Source organism: Kitasatospora sp. NPDC127060 (genome assembly GCF_042724935.1).
Lineage (GTDB): Bacteria > Actinomycetota > Actinomycetes > Streptomycetales > Streptomycetaceae > Kitasatospora.
This window is the reverse complement of the sequence record NZ_JBHXEG010000098.1, coordinates 12,194-30,636: the sequence shown is the minus strand read 5'-3', so window position 1 is coordinate 30,636 and position 18,443 is coordinate 12,194. Positions and strand designations below refer to the sequence as shown.

The window sequence follows — 18,443 nt, the reverse complement described above, 5'->3', positions numbered from 1 at the left end:
TTCGAGAACGACGCCTCGGTGGTCGCCGCGCTGCACGCCAAGGGCCGCAAGGTGATCTGCTACGTCAACGCCGGCTCCTGGGAGGACTTCCGCCCCGACTCCGCGGCCTTCGCCAAGTCCCTCCAGGGCTCGGACACCGGCTGGAAGGGCGAGAAGTGGTTCGACATCCGCAAGCTCGACCAGCTGAAGCCCCTGATGGCGACCCGCTTCGACATGTGCAAGAGCAAGGGCTTCGACGCCATCGAGCCGGACACCATCGAGGCCTACAACCAGAACAGCGGCTTCCCGCTGACCCCCGATGACCAGCTCAAGTACAACCGGATGCTGGCCCAGCTCGCCCACGAACGCGGTCTGGCCATCGGCCTGAAGAACGACCTGGACCAGATCCCCGCACTGCTGCCGGACTTCGACTTCGCGGTCAACGAGGAGTGCTCGCAGTTCGACGAGTGCGACCGGGTCTCGCCCTTCATCAAGGCGGGCAAGGCGGTCTTCCACGTCGAGTACAAGCTCGACACGGACCGGTTCTGCGCCAAGACCAAGGCGCTGGGCTTCAGTTCGATGCAGAAGAAGCTCGACCTCAACGCCTGGCGCAAGCCCTGCTGAGGCCGGAGCCGCACGTCGCGCGGGTGACCCCCACCAGGGCCACCCGCGCGACGGTCACTTGACCGCCAGCCAGACGACGGCGCCCAGGACGGCCAGGACGACGACGGCGACCAGCGCGATCACGCCGGTGCGACTGCCGTTGTTGCTGCTGCCGTAGGTGGAGACGGAGCCCGGTGCCTGGGGTGCCGGGGTCTCGTCGACGAACGCCCGGAACATCTGGGTGCTACCGGCGGGGTCGTAGTCGTTGTCAGCCATGGCACGGACTCTAACGAATCCGCCCACCTCAGGCACACCCCGGACCCCTCCTGGGATGAACACGCCACCCGCCCGTGCGACGGCGGTACGACCGGATCGTGAAATCCGTGTGACCGACGGAATGCGCTGCCGCGCAAGCGGGTTGACTGGGATCATGACCGGAAACCAGAGCCGGGTCCGCCTCGGCACCTCCGACCTGTCCGTCCACCCGCTCTCCCTCGGCGGCAACGTCTTCGGCTGGACGGCCGACGAACAGCAGTCCTTCGCGGTGCTGGACGCCTACGCCGCCGCGGGCGGCAACTTCATCGACACCGCCGACGTCTACTCCGCCTGGGCCCCCGGCAACGCCGGCGGTGAGTCCGAGACGGTGATCGGCGACTGGCTGCGCAGCCGGGGCAACCGGGACTCGATCGTGATCGCCACCAAGGTCGGCGCGCACCCGGAGGCGAACGGCCTGGGCGCGGCCAACATCAAGGCCTCGGTGGAGGGCTCGCTCCGGCGCCTCGGCGTCGACCACATCGACCTGTACTACACCCACCGGGACGACGACACCCCGGTCGAGGAGTTCGTGACGGCCCTGGACGAGCTGGTCCGCGCCGGCAAGGTCCGGGCGGTCGCCGCCTCCAACATCTCCGCCGAGCGGCTCGCCGAGGCGCTCGCCTTCGCCGAGCGCGAGGGCCTGGCCAAGTACGTCGCGGTCCAGCCGCACTACAACCTGGTCTCCCGGGACACCTTCGAGGGCCCGCTGGCCGACGTGGTCGCCCAGCACGGCCTGGCCACCGTGCCCTACTACGCGCTCGCCTCCGGCTTCCTGACCGGCAAGTACCGTCCGGGCGGCGCCGGCGTCGACAGCGCCCGGGCCGAGGGCGCCGCCCGCTACCTGGCCGAACCGCGCGGCCCCAGGGTCCTGGCGGCGCTGGACGCGGTGGCTGCCGAGCACGGCGTCGAGCCCGCCGGGGTCGCCCTGGCCTGGCTCGCCGCCCGCCCGACGGTCGCCGCCCCGATCGCCAGCGCCCGCACCGTCGACCAGCTGCCCCCGCTGCTGGCCGGCGCCACGCTGAAGCTCACCCCCGAGCAGACCGCACTGCTGGACGCGGCCTCCGCCTGATGCCGCGCCGGGGCCCCCGACAGCGGTGTGCTGTCGGGGGCCCCGGGTGCTTCCCGGCTACGGCCGCCCGAAGTGGGTCGGGTAGTAGCCGGAGTCGAGCGTCGATATCCGGACGGTCTTGCCCGGCCGCGGCGCCTCCACGAACGTGCCGCCGCCCAGGTAGATGCCCACGTGGTGGATCCCCGAGGCCCGCCCGCTGTCCGACCAGAACACCAGGTCACCGCGGCGCAGCTGCCCCGCACTGATCGGCGTGGTGGCCGCGTACTGGTCGTCGGCCACCCGCGGCAGGCTTATCCCGCTGCGCCGGTAGGCCTGCTGGACCAGCCCGGAGCAGTCGTATCCGGACGGGCCGTTGCCGCCCCAGACGTACGGCTTGCCCAGCTGGGCGAGCGCGTAGTCGACGGCCGACTCGGTGCTCCCGGTGGACGACGCGCCGCCCCGCGAGGGCCGGCTGTCCGACTGGCCGGACGCCTGGTCCGAACCGCCGGAGCCGCCGGACTTCCCGGTGCGGCTGACGTAGACGTCGTAGTGACTGGTCCAGCGCCACTCACCGGCACCGTTCTTGAACCAGTACTTCGATCCGTCCCAGCCCTGGCGCGGGCCCCAGGAGGAGGCCGAGCCGTTCGAGACGGCCTGGCCTGCGGATCCGGAGGAGCCGCCGGACTTCCCGGTGCGGCTGACGTAGACGTCGTAGTGACTGGTCCAGCGCCACTCACCGGCAGCGTTCCTGAACCAGTACTTCGACCCGTCCCAGCCCTGCTTGCCGGCCGCGGCGTGCGCGGAACCGGCTCCCGCCGTCAGGCCGACCGCACCGGCGCCCGCCAGCACGGTGGTGGCCAGGCAGGTGCTCCGCACGGCCCGGTGTATTCGGCTGCCGCCGCCCGCCACGGCGGCGCGGGCGGTGCGCGGCCGGGCGGCGCAGTTCGGGCAGCCGCAGCCCGTCATCGGGGGGATGCTGCCGAGGCGCTCCTCGAAGCCGATCAGACCGGGGTCGGCGTATGGGCCGATGCCCGGTTCGGCGTACGCGCCGGTGGCTATCCTCATGCGGGTCGTCCTTCCTTCCGCCCGGCCCGGGCGGCCGGGGGCGGTACCGAGGCGGCCACTCCGGCCGGGGCGACGAAGGCGACCAGCAGCTGTTCCATCAGCGCGCTGCGGGCGGCCTCGTCCAGTTCGTGCGCGGTCGCGCGTTCCAGCCGGCGGACGGCCAGCGCCGCCGCCTCCACCGCGTCGTCGACCAGCACGGTCCGCAGGCCCGCGTCGAGGTCGGCGAGCCGGCGGCGGCGCATCGACTCGGCCACCTCGGGCGCGTAGTCCAGCGCCAGCGGCTGCACCGAGTAGACCTCCAGGCCCGCCGGGGCGGCCTCGGCGGCCAGCGCCCGGGTCATCTCGTCGGCGAACCACTGCCCGTCGCGCAGGGCCGGCCCGGGGGCCGCGTTGCTGTCGCACGGCAGGATGGAGGCGGTGCGGGTGAGCACCGCCTGGACCTGCTCGCGCAGGTAGCTCTCGTGGTCCTCGATCGCCAGCAGCGCCCGCGCGGTGTCCTTGACCCGCCAGACGATCAGCAGCCGGACGATGATCGGGGTGCCGGTGCGGTCGACCACCTTGACCGGCTCGCTGCGCCAGTGCCGCAGCCGCACGTCGACCCGGCGGCGGCGCAGCAGCGGGTAGACCCAGACCAGCCCGGTCCGGCGCACCGTGCCCCGGTAGCGGCCCCAGCGGGTCAGCACCCGGGTCTCACCGCCGGCGTTGGCCAGCAGGCCGGCCAGCGCGCACACCACCAGCAGACCGGCCGCGCTGACCCCGGCGATCGTCTGGGTGTCCACCTCGGCCCGGCCACTGGCCAGGGCGGCGGGGCCGCGCAGTTCGGGCAGGGCGTCCCAGTGCGGGATGACGCCGGTGCGCAGCAGCACGTACACCACGCCGGCCAGGCCGAGCAGCACCACCAGCAGCGCGACCCAGCCCGGCAGTGCGCCGGCGGCGTGCTCGCGCAGCGCCTGGTCCGCCCGCGGGGGGCGGCGCGAGGTGGCGGCGGCGGGAGCTCCGGCCCGGCCGGCCTCGGTGAGTTCGACGGTCTCCGGGGCGGCCACCTCCAGCGGGTCCCGCAGGTCGGCGGCGTCGGCCGGGGACGGACCGGGGACGACCGCCAGCGGAGTGGTCGCCGGACCGGCGTCGACCGGTCCCGCCGCCTTGGCGGCCTTGCCGGTCGAGACCTTGGCCAGCGGGCTGGCGCCGGAGGCGGAACGTTCCGGCAAGACCGGCGGGAACCTCTTGGGCAGGTTCTCGGGTCGCTGCGAAGAATCGCGGGTGACGTCCATGCACGGATCCTCTGGGTCTGGTGTGTCGCGCAACGGGCGGCCCGGATCTGACGGGCAGTGCCAGAGTCAGGCTAAGTTCATACGTCATCAAATGCGACATTTGAGCCGAGGTGTGTCGACATTTACTGACGAATCGCCACAGCTGACCTGACGCGCAGGCACATGAGCGGACGGTCGGGACGGTTCGGCGCAGGTCAGCGCCGTCGGGCACCGGATCCACGGGCGAACACCCGACGGGTGATCAGCCCGATCCCGGCGAGCACCAGCAGCACCCCGGCAAGCAGACCGTGCCAGCGGGCCTCCCGGGGCCGGCCGGCAGCCGCCCCCTCGATCGGGGGTACGGGCAGCGGACGGGCGGCGGCCCCGCCCGTCCGGGGTTCGCCCCGGTCAGCGGCCGACAGCGGCTCGGCGGCGACGGTCGACGGGACCCCCGGGGACGGGGCGGCACCGCCGGACGACGGGGCCGGGACGGCGGGAACGAACGGGACCGTCGGACGGCCCGAGGAGCCGGGGGCGGTGGATGGCGTCGGAACGGCAGGAGTCACAGGGACGGACGGCACCGGCGGCACCGGCGCCGAGGGCTTCGCCGGAGCCCCGACCACCGGCGGTACGGCCGGCGGGACGATGATCGGCAGCAGCCCCGGGGGGATCGGCCGGAGCGCCGGGACCTCGGTCGGGCTCGGCGACCCGACCCCGACCGTGGGCGCCGCCGAGGGCGCTTCCGGCGCACCGGAGGGTCTCGGCGAGGCCCCCACCGACGCCGTCGCGCTCGGACCGGCATTCGGGCTCGCGCCCGGACTCACGCTCGGACTCACACTCGCCCCAACGGACGCCGTGGCACCGGGCGTTGCACTGACCGATGCCGCCGCCGAGGCCGACGCGGTCGCGGACGGGGTCGCGGTCGCGGACGGGGTCGCGGTCGCGGATGGCGTCGCGGTCGCGGACGGGGTCGCCGACGCCACCGGGCTCGAAGAGGCCACCGGACCGGGCGCCACTACCGCCTGCACCCGCACCCGCACGGGATCCGCCGAAGTCCCGTTCCCCGCCCGGTCGGTCACCGTGACCGTCAGCCACTGCTCCCCGTCCGCCACGTCCCGGTTGGCGGTGCAGCTCCAGCTCCCGTCCAGCGCCGCCGTGGCCCCGCAGAGCACCGTCCGGTCACCGGAGCCTGCCGCCGGAGCCGCCGTGACCAGCACGTTCGCGCCGGGTTCGGCCCGCCCGGTGAGCTTCGGCCGGCCGACCCGCAGCACCTCGCCGGAGGCCGGGGAGGTGAGCACCGGCTTGTCCGGCGGCACGGTGTCCACGACCAGGGCGACCGGCTGCCCGGACGTCCGGTTCCCGGCGGCGTCGACGGCTACCGGGGTGAGCTGGTGGCTGCCGTCCGCCAGGTTCTCGACCGGCAGGCAGGACCACTCGCCGGCGGTCCGGACGGCGCTGCTGCACAGTTCGGAGGTGGTGGACCGGTCGGTGACCGAGACGGTGCTGCCGGCCTCGCCGGTGCCGGTGAGCTGCAGCCCGGGATCATTGGTGTACGCGGGGAGGGTGAGCACGGGGGCGGTCGGCGGCGTGGTCTTCACGGTGACCTTGGCCGGCTCGCCGCGCAGCACCACGCCCCCGCTGGTGGTCTCCACCGGGGTCAGGGCGTGCGGCCCGGCCGCGAGCGCGCTGTCGGGGCGGCAGGACCAGTCGCCGCCGCGTTCGACCTTGGCCCGGCAGAGCGTCGCGTCGCCGTCCCGGACCTCCACCGAGGCGCCCGCGACGGCGCCCTCGCCGCGGATCTGCGGGCGGGCCTCGGCCAGCACGGTGCCGTCGACGGGCTCGGCGATCTCGGGCCGGGCGGCACCGACGGTCAGCTTGATCCGCTGGTCGGTGACCTCCCCCGAGTCGGCGAAGCCGCCGGAGGGGACGAGCTGGCTGGTGTCGCGGCCGAGCCGCAGCCGGGCCCAGGTCTCACCGGAGGCCGCGCCGGCCGGGACGGTCCACTCCAGGGTCGCGGTGTCGGCGCCGGCCGGGATCTCGGTCTGCACCCGGTCGGCGGGGTCGAAGCGGCCGCTGTGGTCGAAGTCGATCCAGCCGGCCAGGGTGGCGGGCTGGTCGCCCACCGCCACCGGGACGGTGACCCGGTAGTAGCGGCCGATGGCGGCCTGGTCGGGGAAGCCGATCGACGGGTCGGCGCCCTGGTACTCGCTGCGGCCGGGCTGGAGCTTGGGGGGCGGCGGGCCGGCCGCCGTGCTGGCGAAGGGGTTGCCTCGCCGGACCGCGCCGTGGTCCAGCTCGACCAGCGGCTCGTCGCCCGTGCTGCCGCCGGGCCGGCTCCGGTCCCGGCGCGGTGGGGAGGCCGCGTCGGCGCCCAGGAACAGGTCGGAGACCACGTGCGAGGCGTTGCCGTAGGCCTGCGGCGCGGTACCGAGGTCCTCGTCCACGGTGACGGTGTAGGCCTGGCGCAGGAGCGGCGGGGCGGTGGTGCTCCCGCCCCGCGCGGTGGAGCGCTGCTCGACCCGGAACTCCGCGGTGCGGACCGTCCCCGCGAGTTCCAGGGTGCCTTCGGCGGCGGAGCCGGCGGCGCCGTCGGTGCTGCCGTCGCTCCCGGCGGGGGCGAGGGAGCCGCCGTCGACCGTCCAGCCGGGCCAGTCGGTGCGCCCGACCAGGGTGGGGGCGGCGGGCGAACCGCCGGTGAGGGTCAGTCGGGCAGCGGTGCTGGTGGTGCCGGACGTCCCGGTGGCGACCGCGGCCAGTCCGCTGAGGTGCAGCCGCGGGTTGCGGACCGGCCGGGAGAAGCCGACCCGGAGGGTTCCGACGGTGCGCCAGGAACCGTCCGTCCGCGGCTGGTCGGGGGTGAGGCCGAAGGCCTGGGCGGCGTCCCCGGGGCGCTTCCCGTCCGCGTAGACCGCGGTGGCCCGCCCCCCGCCGGAACGGTCGGCCAGCCGGCCGGGCTCGGCGGTGACGGCCGTGCCGTCCGCTCCGGTGAGGTCGAGCTGGACGGAGAGGCCGGACGGCAGCACCGCCCGGTGCTCGCCCGACCAGGCGTCAGGGGACTGCTGGGCCACCGAGAGCGGGGCGTTCCAACCGGTCAGCGCCCCGGCCGTGAGAACGGCCAGGGCGGCAGCTGTGCGGGGGAACTGTCGGCTCATCCGGCTCTCCTTCACGGTCGGCTGCCGGGGTGGCGGGCAGTCTGGGCACAAGATCCGACAAAAACGGAATCACGACCCCGGACCGGTCATACTGCGACACCTGGGCTTTTGGCCGCGTCCCACCCGTTTGGCGGTCATCCGGGCGGCAGGACGGGATGTACCCGAATCGGATGCATTTCATCCATTAGGCGGTAATGGATCCCACGCGAACGGCCGAACCCACCCGAATGGCGGAGGAGGGGGAATTCCGGCTGATTAGGCGGGCACCAGCGTCCGGTACCTGACCATTCATCGGGGAACTCTGTTCGAATTGGCCACCCGGTCAGTAGAGTCGGGACCCGTGACTGTGGACCCCGTACTCGTGAAGCGCAGTTTCGCGGCCGTAGAGCCCCACGGCCCCGTCGTCACCGAATACTTCTACCGGCATCTGTTCGAGCACGATCCCGCTCTACGCCCCCTCTTCGCCGAGCACCTGGACGAACAGCGGGACCGGCTGTTCGCCGCCCTCGGCGCGCTCGTCACCCACTTCGAGGACACCGACACCGTGCTCGGGCTGCTCCGCGGCCTCGGCGCGCGGCACGCCGGGTACGGCGCGTTGGTGGAGCACTTCCCGGCCGTCGGCGCGAGCCTGCTCGCCACCCTGGCCCACTACGCCGGCGACGACTGGACCCCGGAGGCCGAGGCCGCCTGGACCGCCGTCTACGCGGTGGTCAGCGACACCATGGCCGCGGCGCTCACCGAAGCCCGGTCGGCCTAGCCGGGGGCGGCCGGTGGCCTTCGACCCCGCGGTCGTCCGCGCCAGCTTCGCCGTCGTCGAGCGCCGGGCCGACCACCTGACCACCTTCTTCTACACCCACCTGTTCAACCACAACCCCGGGCTGCGGGCGCTCTTCCCCGCCCAACTGCACGAGCAACGGGACCGGCTGTTCGCCGCGCTCACCCGGATCGTGCTGCGGCTGGACGAGCCCGAGCGGCTCACCGAGTACCTCCGGGCACTCGGGCGCGACCACCGGAAGTTCCAGGCCGCGCCCGAGCACTACCCCGCCGTCGGCGCCAGCCTGATCGCCGCGCTTCGGCAGTGCTCCGGCCACTCCTGGACGCCGGAGACCGAGCGGGCCTGGACCGAGGCCTACGCCCTGATCGCCGGGATCATGACCGGCGCCGCCGACGAACTCCCGGAGCACCACCCGGCCTGGTGGGAGGCCGAGGTCGCCACCCGCCGCCGGGCCGCCCCCGACCTGATCGTGCTCACCCTGGCGCCGATGCGCCCGTACCCCTTCACGGCCGGCCAGTACCTCACCCTCAGCAGCCCCCGGGCTCCCCGGGTCTGGCGGCCGTACTCGCTCGCCAACGCGCCGCGCCCGGACGGCAGCCTGGAACTGCACGTACGGCGGGTGCCCGGCGGACTGCTCAGCCCCGTCCTGGTGGAGGACGTGATGCCCGGCGAACTGCTGCGGCTCGGACCGCCGCTCGGCGAGGCCGTGCTCGCCGACGCCCCGGACCGGCCGCTGCTGCTGGTCGCCGCCGGCAGCGGCTGGGGGCAGACCAAGGCGCTGCTGGAGCAGCTCACCGCCGGGCAGCCGGAGCGGGAGGCGACCGTCCTGCTGGCGGCCCGCTCGGCGGCCGGGCAGTACGACCTGGACACCGTGCGGCGACTGCTCACCCGCAACCCCCGGCTGCGGGTGCTGACCGCCGTCCCCGACCGGTCGGCGGGCCCCGACGGCACCACCGCGCTGCTGCGGCGGACCCTGCACGGACACGGCGACTTCACCGGTTGGGAGGTCCACCTCTCCGGCCCGCCGGAGCTGGTCGCCGAACTCGCCGGGCTGGTCCTCGCCCTGGGCGCCACCCCCGGGCTGGTCCGCCACGACCCGGTGCCGGCCACCTTCAACCGGGCCCGGCCGCTGACCAGCTCTGACTGGTTCCTGGACCGCCGGGACGTGCCCTGGATTAACCGGACCGACCTGGGGTGACCGTCCTCACAACCGGGCCGGAGCAGGGGCCGGGGCCGGGAAAACGGAGAAGCCCCCGGCCGGTGGCCGGGGGCTTCTCGCTGGTGCGCTCAGCAGGATTCGAACCTGCAACCTCTTGATCCGTAGTCAAGTGCTCTATCCGTTGAGCTATGAGCGCAAGGAACGGGCGAACCCGATCTTGCGGAGGTTGGTGCGCTCAGCAGGATTCGAACCTGCAACCTCTTGATCCGTAGTCAAGTGCTCTATCCGTTGAGCTATGAGCGCTCGCCCTGGTGAACCGTGGCCCCCGGGGCGTTGCGTGGACAACATTACATGACCTGCGACGCAGGACGAAATCGATTGATCCGACCCCTCCGGCCTGCGGCGACCCGGTTCCCGACCCGCTCCGGCCCGGCCGACGGTCACGCCCCGGACATGCGGGGAGCCCCGCCGACGAGATCGTCGACGGGGCTCCCCGGACTGCGGAGGCTGAGGGATTTGAACCCTCGATCAGGAATAACCCCGAAACCGCATTAGCAGTGCGGCGCCATAGACCGGACTAGGCGAAGCCTCCCCACATGGACCACGCCCGCGCGCTGCGGACCCGTTCCGTGTGTCAGTGATGATGCCACAACCGTGGGGCTCGGCACCAACCACCGCCCACGTTACTAGGCGGGTCGTCCCCGCCGCAAAGAAGAATGAGATACTGCCGACTCCGGAGGAGCTGCCCTGAGCCGAGGAGACCTGTCGACGTGAGCAGCAGGCCGATCCGAGGCGCTGCTCGCCTCGACGCCATACTCGACGCCCTGCCCGACGCGTTGTTGCTGGTGAACAGCAACGGCACGGTGGTGGACGCCAACAGCGCGGCGGTCCAGGCGCTACAGGCGCCCGGCACCTCGCTGGTCGGCATGGGCGTGCTCGGACTGCTGCCCGAGTTCGACCCCAGCCGGATCCCCGGCTCGATGCGGCCGGCCACCCGCGACGGCGACGCCCTGGACCGCCCGGTCCGGATGACCGCCCACCGCACCGACGGCACGACCTTCCCGGTCGAGGTCTCCGGCAACGACTTCGCCACCGACGGCGGCGACGGCTACGGGCGCTCCCCGTACGAGCCGTACCGCGATGGCCCGCGCGCCTCCTCGTCGTCCGACCTGCTCCTGCTGCTGGTCCGCGACCTCTCCGGACGGCTCGGCGTCGAGGCCGAGCTGCGCCGCCAGCACAAGCAGACCGAGATGATCCTGCGGGCCGCCGCCGAGGGCGTGCTCGGGGTCGACCTCGAGGGCCGCTGCGTGCTCGTCAACCCGGCCGCCGCGCACATCCTGGAGTACCGGGCGAGCGAGCTGGGCGGGCGCGAGCTGCACCCGCTGATCCAGCACTCCCGGGCCGACGGCACCCCGCTGGCGCTGGAGGAGTCCGCGCTGCTGGACACCCTGACCTCCGGGCGCAAGCACCGGGTGCGCGGCACCGTGCTGTGGCGCAAGGACGGCCGGCCGGTCACCGTCGACCTCACCACCGCCCCGGTCCGGGACGGCGACCAGTTGGTCGGCGCGGTGATGACCTTCACCGACCGCAGCCGCGAACTCGCCCTGATCGCCCGCAACGAGCAGCTCACCGCCGTCCTGGAGGGCGAGCTCGGCGGCGCGCTGAGCGCGCTCAACCAGCGGCTGGACACCCTCGCCGCCGACCCGGCCGGGCAGCTCTGGCCGGAGGCCAACTGGACCCTGCGCCGACTCGCCGACGAGTGCCGCCGGTTCGGCAAGCTGATCGACGACGTGCTGGAGCACCAGCGCGCCGAGGCCGGGGAGGCCGGCCCGGCCGAGGGCAAGGACGCCAAGGAGTCCGCCGCCAAGGGCACGAAGGACGCCAAGGACGCCAAGGACGGCAAGGACGCCAAGAGCGGGCCCCAGGCCGCCCGACAGGTGCCGGTCGGCCTGGACAAGGTGGTGCGCCGGGCCGTCGAGCAGGCGGGCGAACTGGTCGGCCCGGGCCGGGTGCGCTTCTCGGTGCACGCCGCCGCGGTCGAGGTGATCGCCGACGAGCGCCGGCTCGCCCAGGCGCTGGCCCACCTGGTCGCCGACGTCAGCGGCACCGGCCTCGGTCTGGACGCCCCCACCGCCCCCTCCCCCGGCCTGGCCGTCCCCGGACTGTCGGTGCCCGGCCTGGGCAACCCGCCCGCGCCGACCGCGCCCGCCGAACCGCCGACCGTCGTCCTGGCCGCCGCCCAGCGCGGCGACGTCGCCCGGGTCGAGATCCGCGGCCCCGGCGTCGGCGGCAGCCCCGTCCACCTGCCGATAGCCCGCGCGGTGGTCGAGCGCCACGGCGGCGTGCTCCAGCCGCACGAGCTGCCCGGCAAGGCCGGCACCACGTACGTGGTCGAGCTGCCGCTGGACCCGGTCGCCGCGAAGGCCGCAGCCGAACGCGCCGCCGCCGAGGGCCGCTCGGACCGGCCCAAGGAGAGCGACAGCGCCGTCCTGCCCGAACTGCCGGGCATCCCGCAACTGCCCAGCAGCGGCGAGGCCGCCGAGCCCACCGCGAGCAGGACCGCCAGCACGGCCACCCCCGACACCCCGGCGGCCGCCGCCGAGGGGCAGCCCGCCCGCGAGGCCGCCGAGCCGGAGCGGGCCCCCGCCGAGGAGCCCCCGGCCGAGCGCCGCGGCCGCCGCGGTCGGCCCGCCGCCGAGAACCCGGCCCCCGAGCCCTCCCCCGCCGTCCCGGCCGACCAGTGGCCGAACGCCCCCGCGCGGGTCGAACGGGCCGTCCCCGAGCAGTGGAACGGCACCGGCAACGACCCCGCGTACGGCCGCCGCGGCCCGAGCGCCCCGGAAGCCGCCCAGCGCGACCCGTGGGGCAAGGACGACGGCCGGTCCGGCCCCGCCTACGCCGTGCCCGTCGAGGGCGGACGCCCGCAGCAGAACCGGCCCGCCGGCCGCGAACCGCTCGCGCTCGGCCCCGCCCCCACGGCCGGGGAGCCCGCCGCGGCCCCCGCCGCGCCCCCCGCCGAGGACGGCGGTGAGGCCAAGCCGCGCAGACGCCGCGCGCTGCCCTCCGCCGAGGACTCCTCGGGCGGCTTCGCGCTGCCCGGAGTGGGCGAGGCCCCGGTGTACCCCGGCCTGGAGCACGCCCTGCCCGCCGGTCCGGCCCCGGTCCCGGCCCCGGCCGAGCCCGCCACCGCGCCGACCGGCCGCCGCCGCCGGCTCTCCGTACCGCCCGGCCCCGCAGCACCGGACGCCCCACCGCAGGCCGGCGGCGGCGCGTTGGAGCCCGCCCGGCCCGTGCTGCCCGCCCCCGAGGAGCAGAGCGCCCCGCGCCCGGTCGGCAGCGGACTGGCCGAACTCGCGCCGCCGCGGCCGGTCGGCGCCCCGGTCGGCGCCCCGGCGCAGCCGCCGGCCGCACCGCGTCCGATGGCCGAACTGCCGCCCGCCCGGAGCGACCGGCCCGACGCCGAGCAGTCGCCGACCGGGTCCGGCGAACTGGCCAACACCCGCCGGCTGCTGGTCTGGCCCGAGCCGGACCCGGCCACCAACCAGGCCCTCCAGTCGCGCGGCTACCTGCCGGTGATCGTCCGCTCCCGCGAGGAGGTGGACGCCCAGGCGAGCGCCTTCCCGGCGGCGCTCTTCGTCGACCCGCTGACCAGCCCGATCACCCGCACCGCGCTGCAGTCGCTGCGCACCGCGGCGCTCAACAGCAGGGTCCCGGTGCTGGTCACCGCGGGCCTCGGCCAGGCCACCCGGGACGCCGCGTACGGCGCCGACCCGGCCGTCCTGCTGCGCGCCCTCGCCCCGCGCGACGGCGAGCACCACGCGCCGCGGGTGCTGCTGGTGGAGGGCGACCCGGACATCGCCGCCGCCATGATCAGCAGCCTGGAGCGGCGCGGCATGCACGTCGAGCACGCGGTGGACGAGAACGACGCCGTCGCCCGGGCCAGCAGCGTGCAGCCCAACCTGGTGGTGATGGACCTGTTCCAGATCCGCCGCCGCCGGATCGGCCTGCTGGACTGGCTGCGCGCCAACGACCGGCTGCACCGCACCCCGCTGGTGGTCTACACCTCGGTCGACCTCGACCCGCGCGAGCTGCCCCGGCTGCGCACCGGCGAGGCGGTGCTCTTCCTCGCCGAGCGCTCGACCAGCGAGGACGTCCAGTCCCGGATCGTCGACCTGCTCGGGCGGGTCGGCGCGATGGGCGAGGCGGGCGTCGCCGCCGCGGGCTGAGGCCGGAGCACGACGGGCCGATCGCCCGTAGACACGGAGACACGGCGGAGGGGCCGGCCCCTGGGGGCGGGCCCCGCCCCGCACACCCACCCGCATCCGGGAGCAGACATGACCACGAGCACCAAGCCGCCCACCAACCCGGCCCCGGCCGCCGACCCCGGGCGCCGCACCCTCAAGGACGCCGTCCGCGACCGCTGGACAGCGGCGACCGCACCGAACGCCTTCCTCGACCGGCGCCGCCAGGACCTGATCCGCGCCCTGGACCACGGATGGCGCGAAGGCCCCCGCTGGGTCCGCCTCTTGACCCCGGCGCTGATCGCCCTGACCGTCACCGGCGCAGCCCTCGTCCTCTGCTCCGTCGGCCGACAGATCCTCGCCGCCGGCGAAGGCAGTGCCTGGTGGAGCGCGATCACCGGCACCATCACCGGCCCCGTGCACCGCTACCTCGACCAGCACACCGCTGGCCTGCCCCTCACCGGAGCCGGCGCCTACCGGGTGTGGCAGTTCACCGGACTTGCGGCCGCCATGCTCTCGTGCGCCCTGCGCTCCTTCGTCGCCCGGCTCACCTGGACCTGCTGGGTGGCCGCGACCCTCGCCGCTGTGTGGCAGGCCAGCCCGCCCGGCGGGCGCACCGTCGCCACCGCGCTCACCGCCACCGCTCTGGCCGCCCCCTCCGTCCCGGCCCTGCGCGGGCTGACCGTCTCCCTGCGCCCGCAGATCACTGTCCACCGCACCGTCCAACGGATCGTCCCGGCCGCCCCCGTCCTGCGGCTCGTGCGCCCCCTCGCGGTCGTCCCCTCGCCCGGACGCCCGGGCGACCCGTCCTGAAAGACCCCACCACCACGCCGGGCGCAGCGACCGCCGCGCCCCTGCCGCCTTCCTCTCCGAACGGAGCCCCGTGAACGCCCTGCTCGCCCGTGCCGCCGACCTTGCCCTCGCCGACTCGCCCTCGGCCCGCACCATCGCCGTGGACTTCGACGGCGTGATCCACCCCGAGGGGCCGTGGGACGGGGGCCGCCTGCGCGGTGCACCCCTGCCCGGTGCCGTGGAGCGCCTGCGGGCACTGCTGGACGGTGGCTGGCGCATCGTCTGCTTCACCGCCAGGTCCAGCGAGTATCACGAGGACATCGCGAACTACCTGGCCCACTACCTGGACCGCAAGGTCATCGTGCTGCCGGGCGCCGAGACCGCTTACTGGGAGATCGAGCATCAGGTTTTGGTGACGAACTTCAAGCCGGGCGCCCTGGTCTACCTCGATGACAAGGCCGAGACCTTCACGGGGTGGGACACCGCGCTCGCCGGACTGCCCGACTCACCCCACGACATCCTCCCCGGCGCCCGCCCGGCGCAGAGCCAGCGGGCCTGGTGGAAAGTTTGGTGGCGCCCCCAGCGGTCGCGTACCCGGTCACCAAGGTTGCCGCAGGAGCGCTGAATTCCCAGGTCACAGCATTGGTGGGACACCTTGGTGGGCGCCGTTGCCGAACCGGTACTTCACCGGCCCGCTCCACCAAGGGGTCCACCAACGTTCCCGGGTTCTCCTGGTGGAACCGGCCGCCGACGTGGCGGCCCGAGAGCCCGGGAGCCCCTTGCCCATGACCGCCTACTTCGGCACACCCGCCGCCCAGCGCGCCCTTCTCGCCGTCCTCAGCGGCGCCCAGAATTTGGTCACCACCGCCGGTGCAGCAGCCGCCGGACTCGCCGCCCACCGCGCCCTGCGAGGCAGGCTTCCCGCCGACGGGCGAACCGCCGCCACCGCCGTCGCTGCGATCGGCACGGCCGTGCTCCTCCAGGAGACGTTGGATACCGCCCTGGAGTCGCTGCGCTGGCGCATCCGCGAGCGCCACCGCCCCCAACTTGCGAAGCTGGGCCGGGTCCCCGTACCGGGGCCCGCCGCACAGGAGGCCGCCGCCGAGGCGCAGCTGACGCCGATGCAGGAGGTCGAGGCCGCGGCCTGTTCGGCGGCGGCGTACGAGGCGGGCCTGCATTCCTGGAGCATCCTGGGCACCAGCGGCCCGCTGCGGGAGAAGCGGGGCTGGCGCGGCGCGGCGGACGGCACCGCCACGCACGACCTGCCCTTCGGCGCCGTCCTGCACCACCGCCCCAACGAGCTGCTGGTGGACTCGCGCACCGGCGAGCAGTTGGAGGGACGCTTCGTCCTCGCCGCCGGCGGCCTGGAGACCGCGGTGACGACCGGCGCGCAGTTGTACGCCTACGTGCAGCGCCTGGCCGACGGCAAGGCGCTCTTCGACCTCGCCCTCATGCCGGCGACCGTGCCCGGCCGCTGGCCGCTGGAGAACGACGCACCCGCCGGTCCGGCGGCGGACGCCGACGAGCCGGCCGTCTCCAAGCGCCCCTCGCGCAGGCCGTCGCGGACGGTCATCGGCGAGTAGGAGCCGAGGCGCCACCACCCACCGACAAGCACAGCCCCGCCGCTACCCCAAGGGAGTCCCCGTGCCCGACGACCAGGACCTGCCCGTCACCGCCGCCTCCATCACGCTCACCACGCCAGCCGAACAGGTCAGGGACACCGTGATCCTCCAGGCTGAGGCCCGGCTCGCCCTGGTCGTCGAGCTCGCCGACGGCACGGAGGTCGGCTACCACCCGGCTGCCGCTCTCCCCGCCCGGGCCCTCGACGCGGGGGAGCGAGCCGTCCTGGACGCCTACGGCGAGCTCCCCTCGCTGGCGCTTCTCATCCGGCAGTCGGCGGCGGCCTTCCACCTGTGGCAGACAGCGGGCGCGATCCGCAACGCGGCGCCGAGCGGCGCCTGGCGGCCCTGGAGCAGGCCTACGTCCTGCCGCAGGCGGTGGCGCTGGACGTGGCGTCGCTGCGCGACGGCGGCGATCCTCGTACGGCGGCCGAGTGCGTGGCGGTAGCCAACCGCCTGCGCCGCCTGGACGGCCTGGCCCCCGAGGACGAGTGCGAGGCGCTGTCCTGGCTGCGCTACTCCTACTGCTGCCGACGGTCGGGCGCCGGAGAGCCCTGACCTCGGGGGCCGTTGGCCGTGGCGGAAACCCAACGCCGCCCGGCGGCCGTGGGGTTGGCGTCCGGGGAGCAGGCATGAAGCACCCCGTGACACGGACGAAACGGATGCCACCGAAATTGTGGCCACTGATTGTGTGGCCACAAATTCGGTGGCATGCTTGAGGTGTCAGGACGCGGCCCTCTACGGTCCGCGGCCCGCCCCTCGCTACCGGCGCCCACCGCGCCGCAACGACGCTGCCTGCCCGCAGGCGCCGAGCCCCGGCGTGCCGGGGCAGAAACCGAGAGGTACCCCATGACCACCGAGAACACCCACACCGTCCAGAACCCTGGCCCGGTCCGCGTCGAGATCGAGGTCCTGAGCGGCAAGGTCACCGTCGGCGCCAGCCTCGACGTCAGCCGCGCCACCGTCACCGTGCACACCGTGGACACCCAGGGCGCGACCGCCGACGCCGTGACCGGCACCGGCTTCGTCGAATACGGCAACACCCTGAAGGTGAAGATCCCGAACACCGGTGACAGCGAGGCGCCCGCCGGGTCCCCGCACGCCGGCACGACCGTCCATAACGTCTTCAGGGGCCGCGTCGGGGGCGACTTCCACCAGGCCGCCACCTTCGTGCAGGCCGGCAGGACCACCGTGCAGACGGCCGGCGGAGTCCGGGGTGTCGTCTTCACCCAGAACGGCACGGACAACTTCCAGGTGTTCGGCGGAGTCCGGGACGCCGTCTTCACCCGGAGGGACACCGGCGACGTTCGGACGTTCAGTGGTGTCCGGGACGCCGTCTTCTCGCAGAGCGGCCTCGGCAACGTGCAGATGGACGACGGCACCCTCTACATCAACGGCATCGCCATCGTCCGGGACGGCGTGGTCGTCGTCCCGGAGGGCACCCGGGTCGACGCCCTGCCCCGCACCATCCACGTCGACATCCAGCTGCCGCCCGGCAGTGAAGTCTCCTTCACCAGCAGCGGCTCGGCCTCCCTCGCGCTCAACGGCGACTTCCACCAGGTCGAGGCCATCCTCGCGGACGGGGCGATGTCCGCCGCCAAGGCGGACATCGGCACCGTGAGCGTCAGCACCATCACCGGCAACATCACCCTCGGGCACACGCGCGACACCGCAGTGCTGCACTCCGACACGGGCGACATCGATGTCCACCGCTTCGGGGGCGGCACGCTCACCGCAACGACCAGCGCCGGCGATATCGACATCCAGGCCCCGTCCGGGGTGCCCCGGCCCGCGTCCGTCACCCTGAACTCCGTCACCGGCGACATCGACACCGATGGGCTCGTCGGCCTCAGCCACGTCCGCCTCACAGCGCACTCCCACACCGGCGAGGTCCACCACAGCCTCTGAGTACCCTCGGGGCGGCCGACTGAGCTGGCCGGCCACGCGGCCGCCCCGAGGCACCGGACCCGATCCAGACGGCCGGGACACACCACCATGGTCCCCGACTGATCCGGAGAAACGATGACCACCCCCGCCCGCCGCAAGCACCCCGACACCCCGAAGGGGCGTCTGGACGCCGCGGCCGAACAGCTGGAACTGGAGATCGGCGCAGCCAAGCGGAAGTACTGGCTCGCGGTGAAGGCCGAGATCGACGCCACCTCCCAGGTCGAGGTCGCGACCGTCATGGACGTCAACCGCGAGCACCTGCGCCGGAACCTGAAGCGCTACACCGGCCCGGAGAACGGGGAAAACGCCGGCTGACCCTGCGGGTGAACCCGGGGTGGGGGGGGGGGCGCGGGGGGGCCCCCCCCCCCCCCCCCCCCCCCCCCCCACCCCCCACCCCCCCCCCCCCCCCCCCCCCCCCCCCCACCCCCCCCCCCCCCCCCCCACCCCCCCCACCCCCCCCCCCCCCCCCCCCCCCCCCCCCCCCCCCCCCCCCCCCCC

General features: G+C 74.6%; 15 protein-coding genes and 3 tRNA genes. 11 read left to right on the top strand and 7 right to left on the bottom strand.

Annotated features, from left to right (window positions below; genetic code table 11):
- A partial coding sequence (locus ACFWIS_RS35555; RefSeq protein ID WP_380524225.1) for an endo alpha-1,4 polygalactosaminidase occupies positions 1 to 603 on the top strand: 603 nt, incomplete at its 5' end.
- A 54-nt stretch (positions 604 to 657) separates the two neighbouring features.
- Here ACFWIS_RS35555 and ACFWIS_RS35550 read toward each other — a convergent pair.
- A complete protein-coding gene (locus ACFWIS_RS35550) occupies positions 658 to 858 on the bottom strand; it encodes a hypothetical protein (protein ID WP_380461002.1) in 201 nt (66 codons plus the stop codon).
- Positions 859 to 1,012: 154 nt separating this feature from the next.
- Here ACFWIS_RS35550 and ACFWIS_RS35545 point away from each other — a divergent pair, with 154 nt between their 5' ends.
- Positions 1,013 to 1,966: an aldo/keto reductase gene (locus ACFWIS_RS35545; RefSeq protein WP_380461001.1), complete on the top strand. Its 954-nt coding sequence runs from the start codon at positions 1,013 to 1,015 to the stop codon at positions 1,964 to 1,966.
- A 57-nt stretch (positions 1,967 to 2,023) separates the two neighbouring features.
- Here ACFWIS_RS35545 and ACFWIS_RS35540 read toward each other — a convergent pair whose 3' ends face one another.
- From ACFWIS_RS35540 to ACFWIS_RS35530, 3 genes are all read right to left on the bottom strand, one after another.
- On the bottom strand, positions 2,024 to 3,010 hold the full coding sequence (locus ACFWIS_RS35540) for a C40 family peptidase (RefSeq protein ID WP_380524224.1): 987 nt from the start codon (positions 3,008 to 3,010) through the stop codon (positions 2,024 to 2,026).
- Positions 3,007 to 4,218, bottom strand: coding sequence for an SPFH domain-containing protein (locus ACFWIS_RS35535; protein ID WP_380460999.1), 1,212 nt, complete (start codon positions 4,216 to 4,218; stop codon positions 3,007 to 3,009). The genes ACFWIS_RS35540 and ACFWIS_RS35535 overlap by 4 nt, the downstream gene beginning before the upstream one ends.
- Positions 4,219 to 4,475: 257 nt before the next feature.
- Positions 4,476 to 7,412 (bottom strand): Ig-like domain-containing protein, encoded by a 2,937-nt coding sequence (locus tag ACFWIS_RS35530; RefSeq protein WP_380460998.1) that lies wholly within the window; start codon positions 7,410 to 7,412, stop codon positions 4,476 to 4,478.
- Between the two features lie 340 nt (positions 7,413 to 7,752).
- On the opposite strand from ACFWIS_RS35530, the gene ACFWIS_RS35525 reads away from it, so the two are divergent.
- Together ACFWIS_RS35525 and ACFWIS_RS35520 are read left to right on the top strand one after the other, a co-directional pair.
- Positions 7,753 to 8,169 (top strand): globin domain-containing protein, encoded by a 417-nt coding sequence (locus tag ACFWIS_RS35525; RefSeq protein WP_380460997.1) that lies wholly within the window; start codon positions 7,753 to 7,755, stop codon positions 8,167 to 8,169.
- Positions 8,170 to 8,182: 13 nt separating this feature from the next.
- Positions 8,183 to 9,385, top strand: a complete 1,203-nt coding sequence (locus ACFWIS_RS35520; RefSeq protein ID WP_380460996.1) for a globin domain-containing protein — start codon at positions 8,183 to 8,185, stop codon at positions 9,383 to 9,385.
- Positions 9,386 to 9,466: 81 nt separating this feature from the next.
- Here ACFWIS_RS35520 and ACFWIS_RS35515 read toward each other — a convergent pair.
- The 3 genes from ACFWIS_RS35515 to ACFWIS_RS35505 all read right to left on the bottom strand — a co-directional run bounded on the left by ACFWIS_RS35515 (position 9,467) and on the right by ACFWIS_RS35505 (position 9,938).
- Positions 9,467 to 9,542, bottom strand: a tRNA-Arg gene (locus tag ACFWIS_RS35515).
- A 31-nt stretch (positions 9,543 to 9,573) separates the two neighbouring features.
- A tRNA-Arg gene (locus ACFWIS_RS35510) sits at positions 9,574 to 9,649 on the bottom strand.
- 198 nt (positions 9,650 to 9,847) lie between these two features.
- Positions 9,848 to 9,938 (bottom strand) — tRNA-Ser (locus tag ACFWIS_RS35505).
- A 178-nt stretch (positions 9,939 to 10,116) separates the two neighbouring features.
- Here ACFWIS_RS35505 and ACFWIS_RS35500 point away from each other — a divergent pair.
- The 7 genes from ACFWIS_RS35500 (at position 10,117) to ACFWIS_RS35470 (ending at position 18,260) form a co-directional block, all read left to right on the top strand.
- Positions 10,117 to 13,572, top strand: a complete 3,456-nt coding sequence (locus ACFWIS_RS35500) for a PAS domain-containing protein (RefSeq protein ID WP_380460995.1) — start codon at positions 10,117 to 10,119, stop codon at positions 13,570 to 13,572.
- A gap of 108 nt (positions 13,573 to 13,680) precedes the next feature.
- The gene (locus ACFWIS_RS35495) at positions 13,681 to 14,400 is read left to right on the top strand and encodes a hypothetical protein (RefSeq protein ID WP_380524222.1); all 720 of its coding nucleotides are present in this window, start codon (positions 13,681 to 13,683) and stop codon (positions 14,398 to 14,400) included.
- Between the two features lie 70 nt (positions 14,401 to 14,470).
- A complete protein-coding gene (locus ACFWIS_RS35490) occupies positions 14,471 to 15,004 on the top strand; it encodes a hypothetical protein (protein ID WP_380524220.1) in 534 nt (177 codons plus the stop codon).
- Between the two features lie 160 nt (positions 15,005 to 15,164).
- Entirely contained in the window at positions 15,165 to 15,962 is a 798-nt protein-coding gene (locus ACFWIS_RS35485; protein WP_380524219.1) for a hypothetical protein, read from the top strand.
- Positions 15,963 to 16,023: 61 nt separating this feature from the next.
- Positions 16,024 to 16,446: a hypothetical protein gene (locus ACFWIS_RS35480; RefSeq protein WP_380524217.1), complete on the top strand. Its 423-nt coding sequence runs from the start codon at positions 16,024 to 16,026 to the stop codon at positions 16,444 to 16,446.
- A gap of 401 nt (positions 16,447 to 16,847) precedes the next feature.
- On the top strand, positions 16,848 to 17,906 hold the full coding sequence (locus ACFWIS_RS35475) for a DUF4097 family beta strand repeat-containing protein (protein ID WP_380524215.1): 1,059 nt from the start codon (positions 16,848 to 16,850) through the stop codon (positions 17,904 to 17,906).
- A 114-nt stretch (positions 17,907 to 18,020) separates the two neighbouring features.
- Positions 18,021 to 18,260: a hypothetical protein gene (locus tag ACFWIS_RS35470; protein WP_380524214.1), complete on the top strand. Its 240-nt coding sequence runs from the start codon at positions 18,021 to 18,023 to the stop codon at positions 18,258 to 18,260.
- Positions 18,261 to 18,443 lie beyond the last annotated feature (183 nt).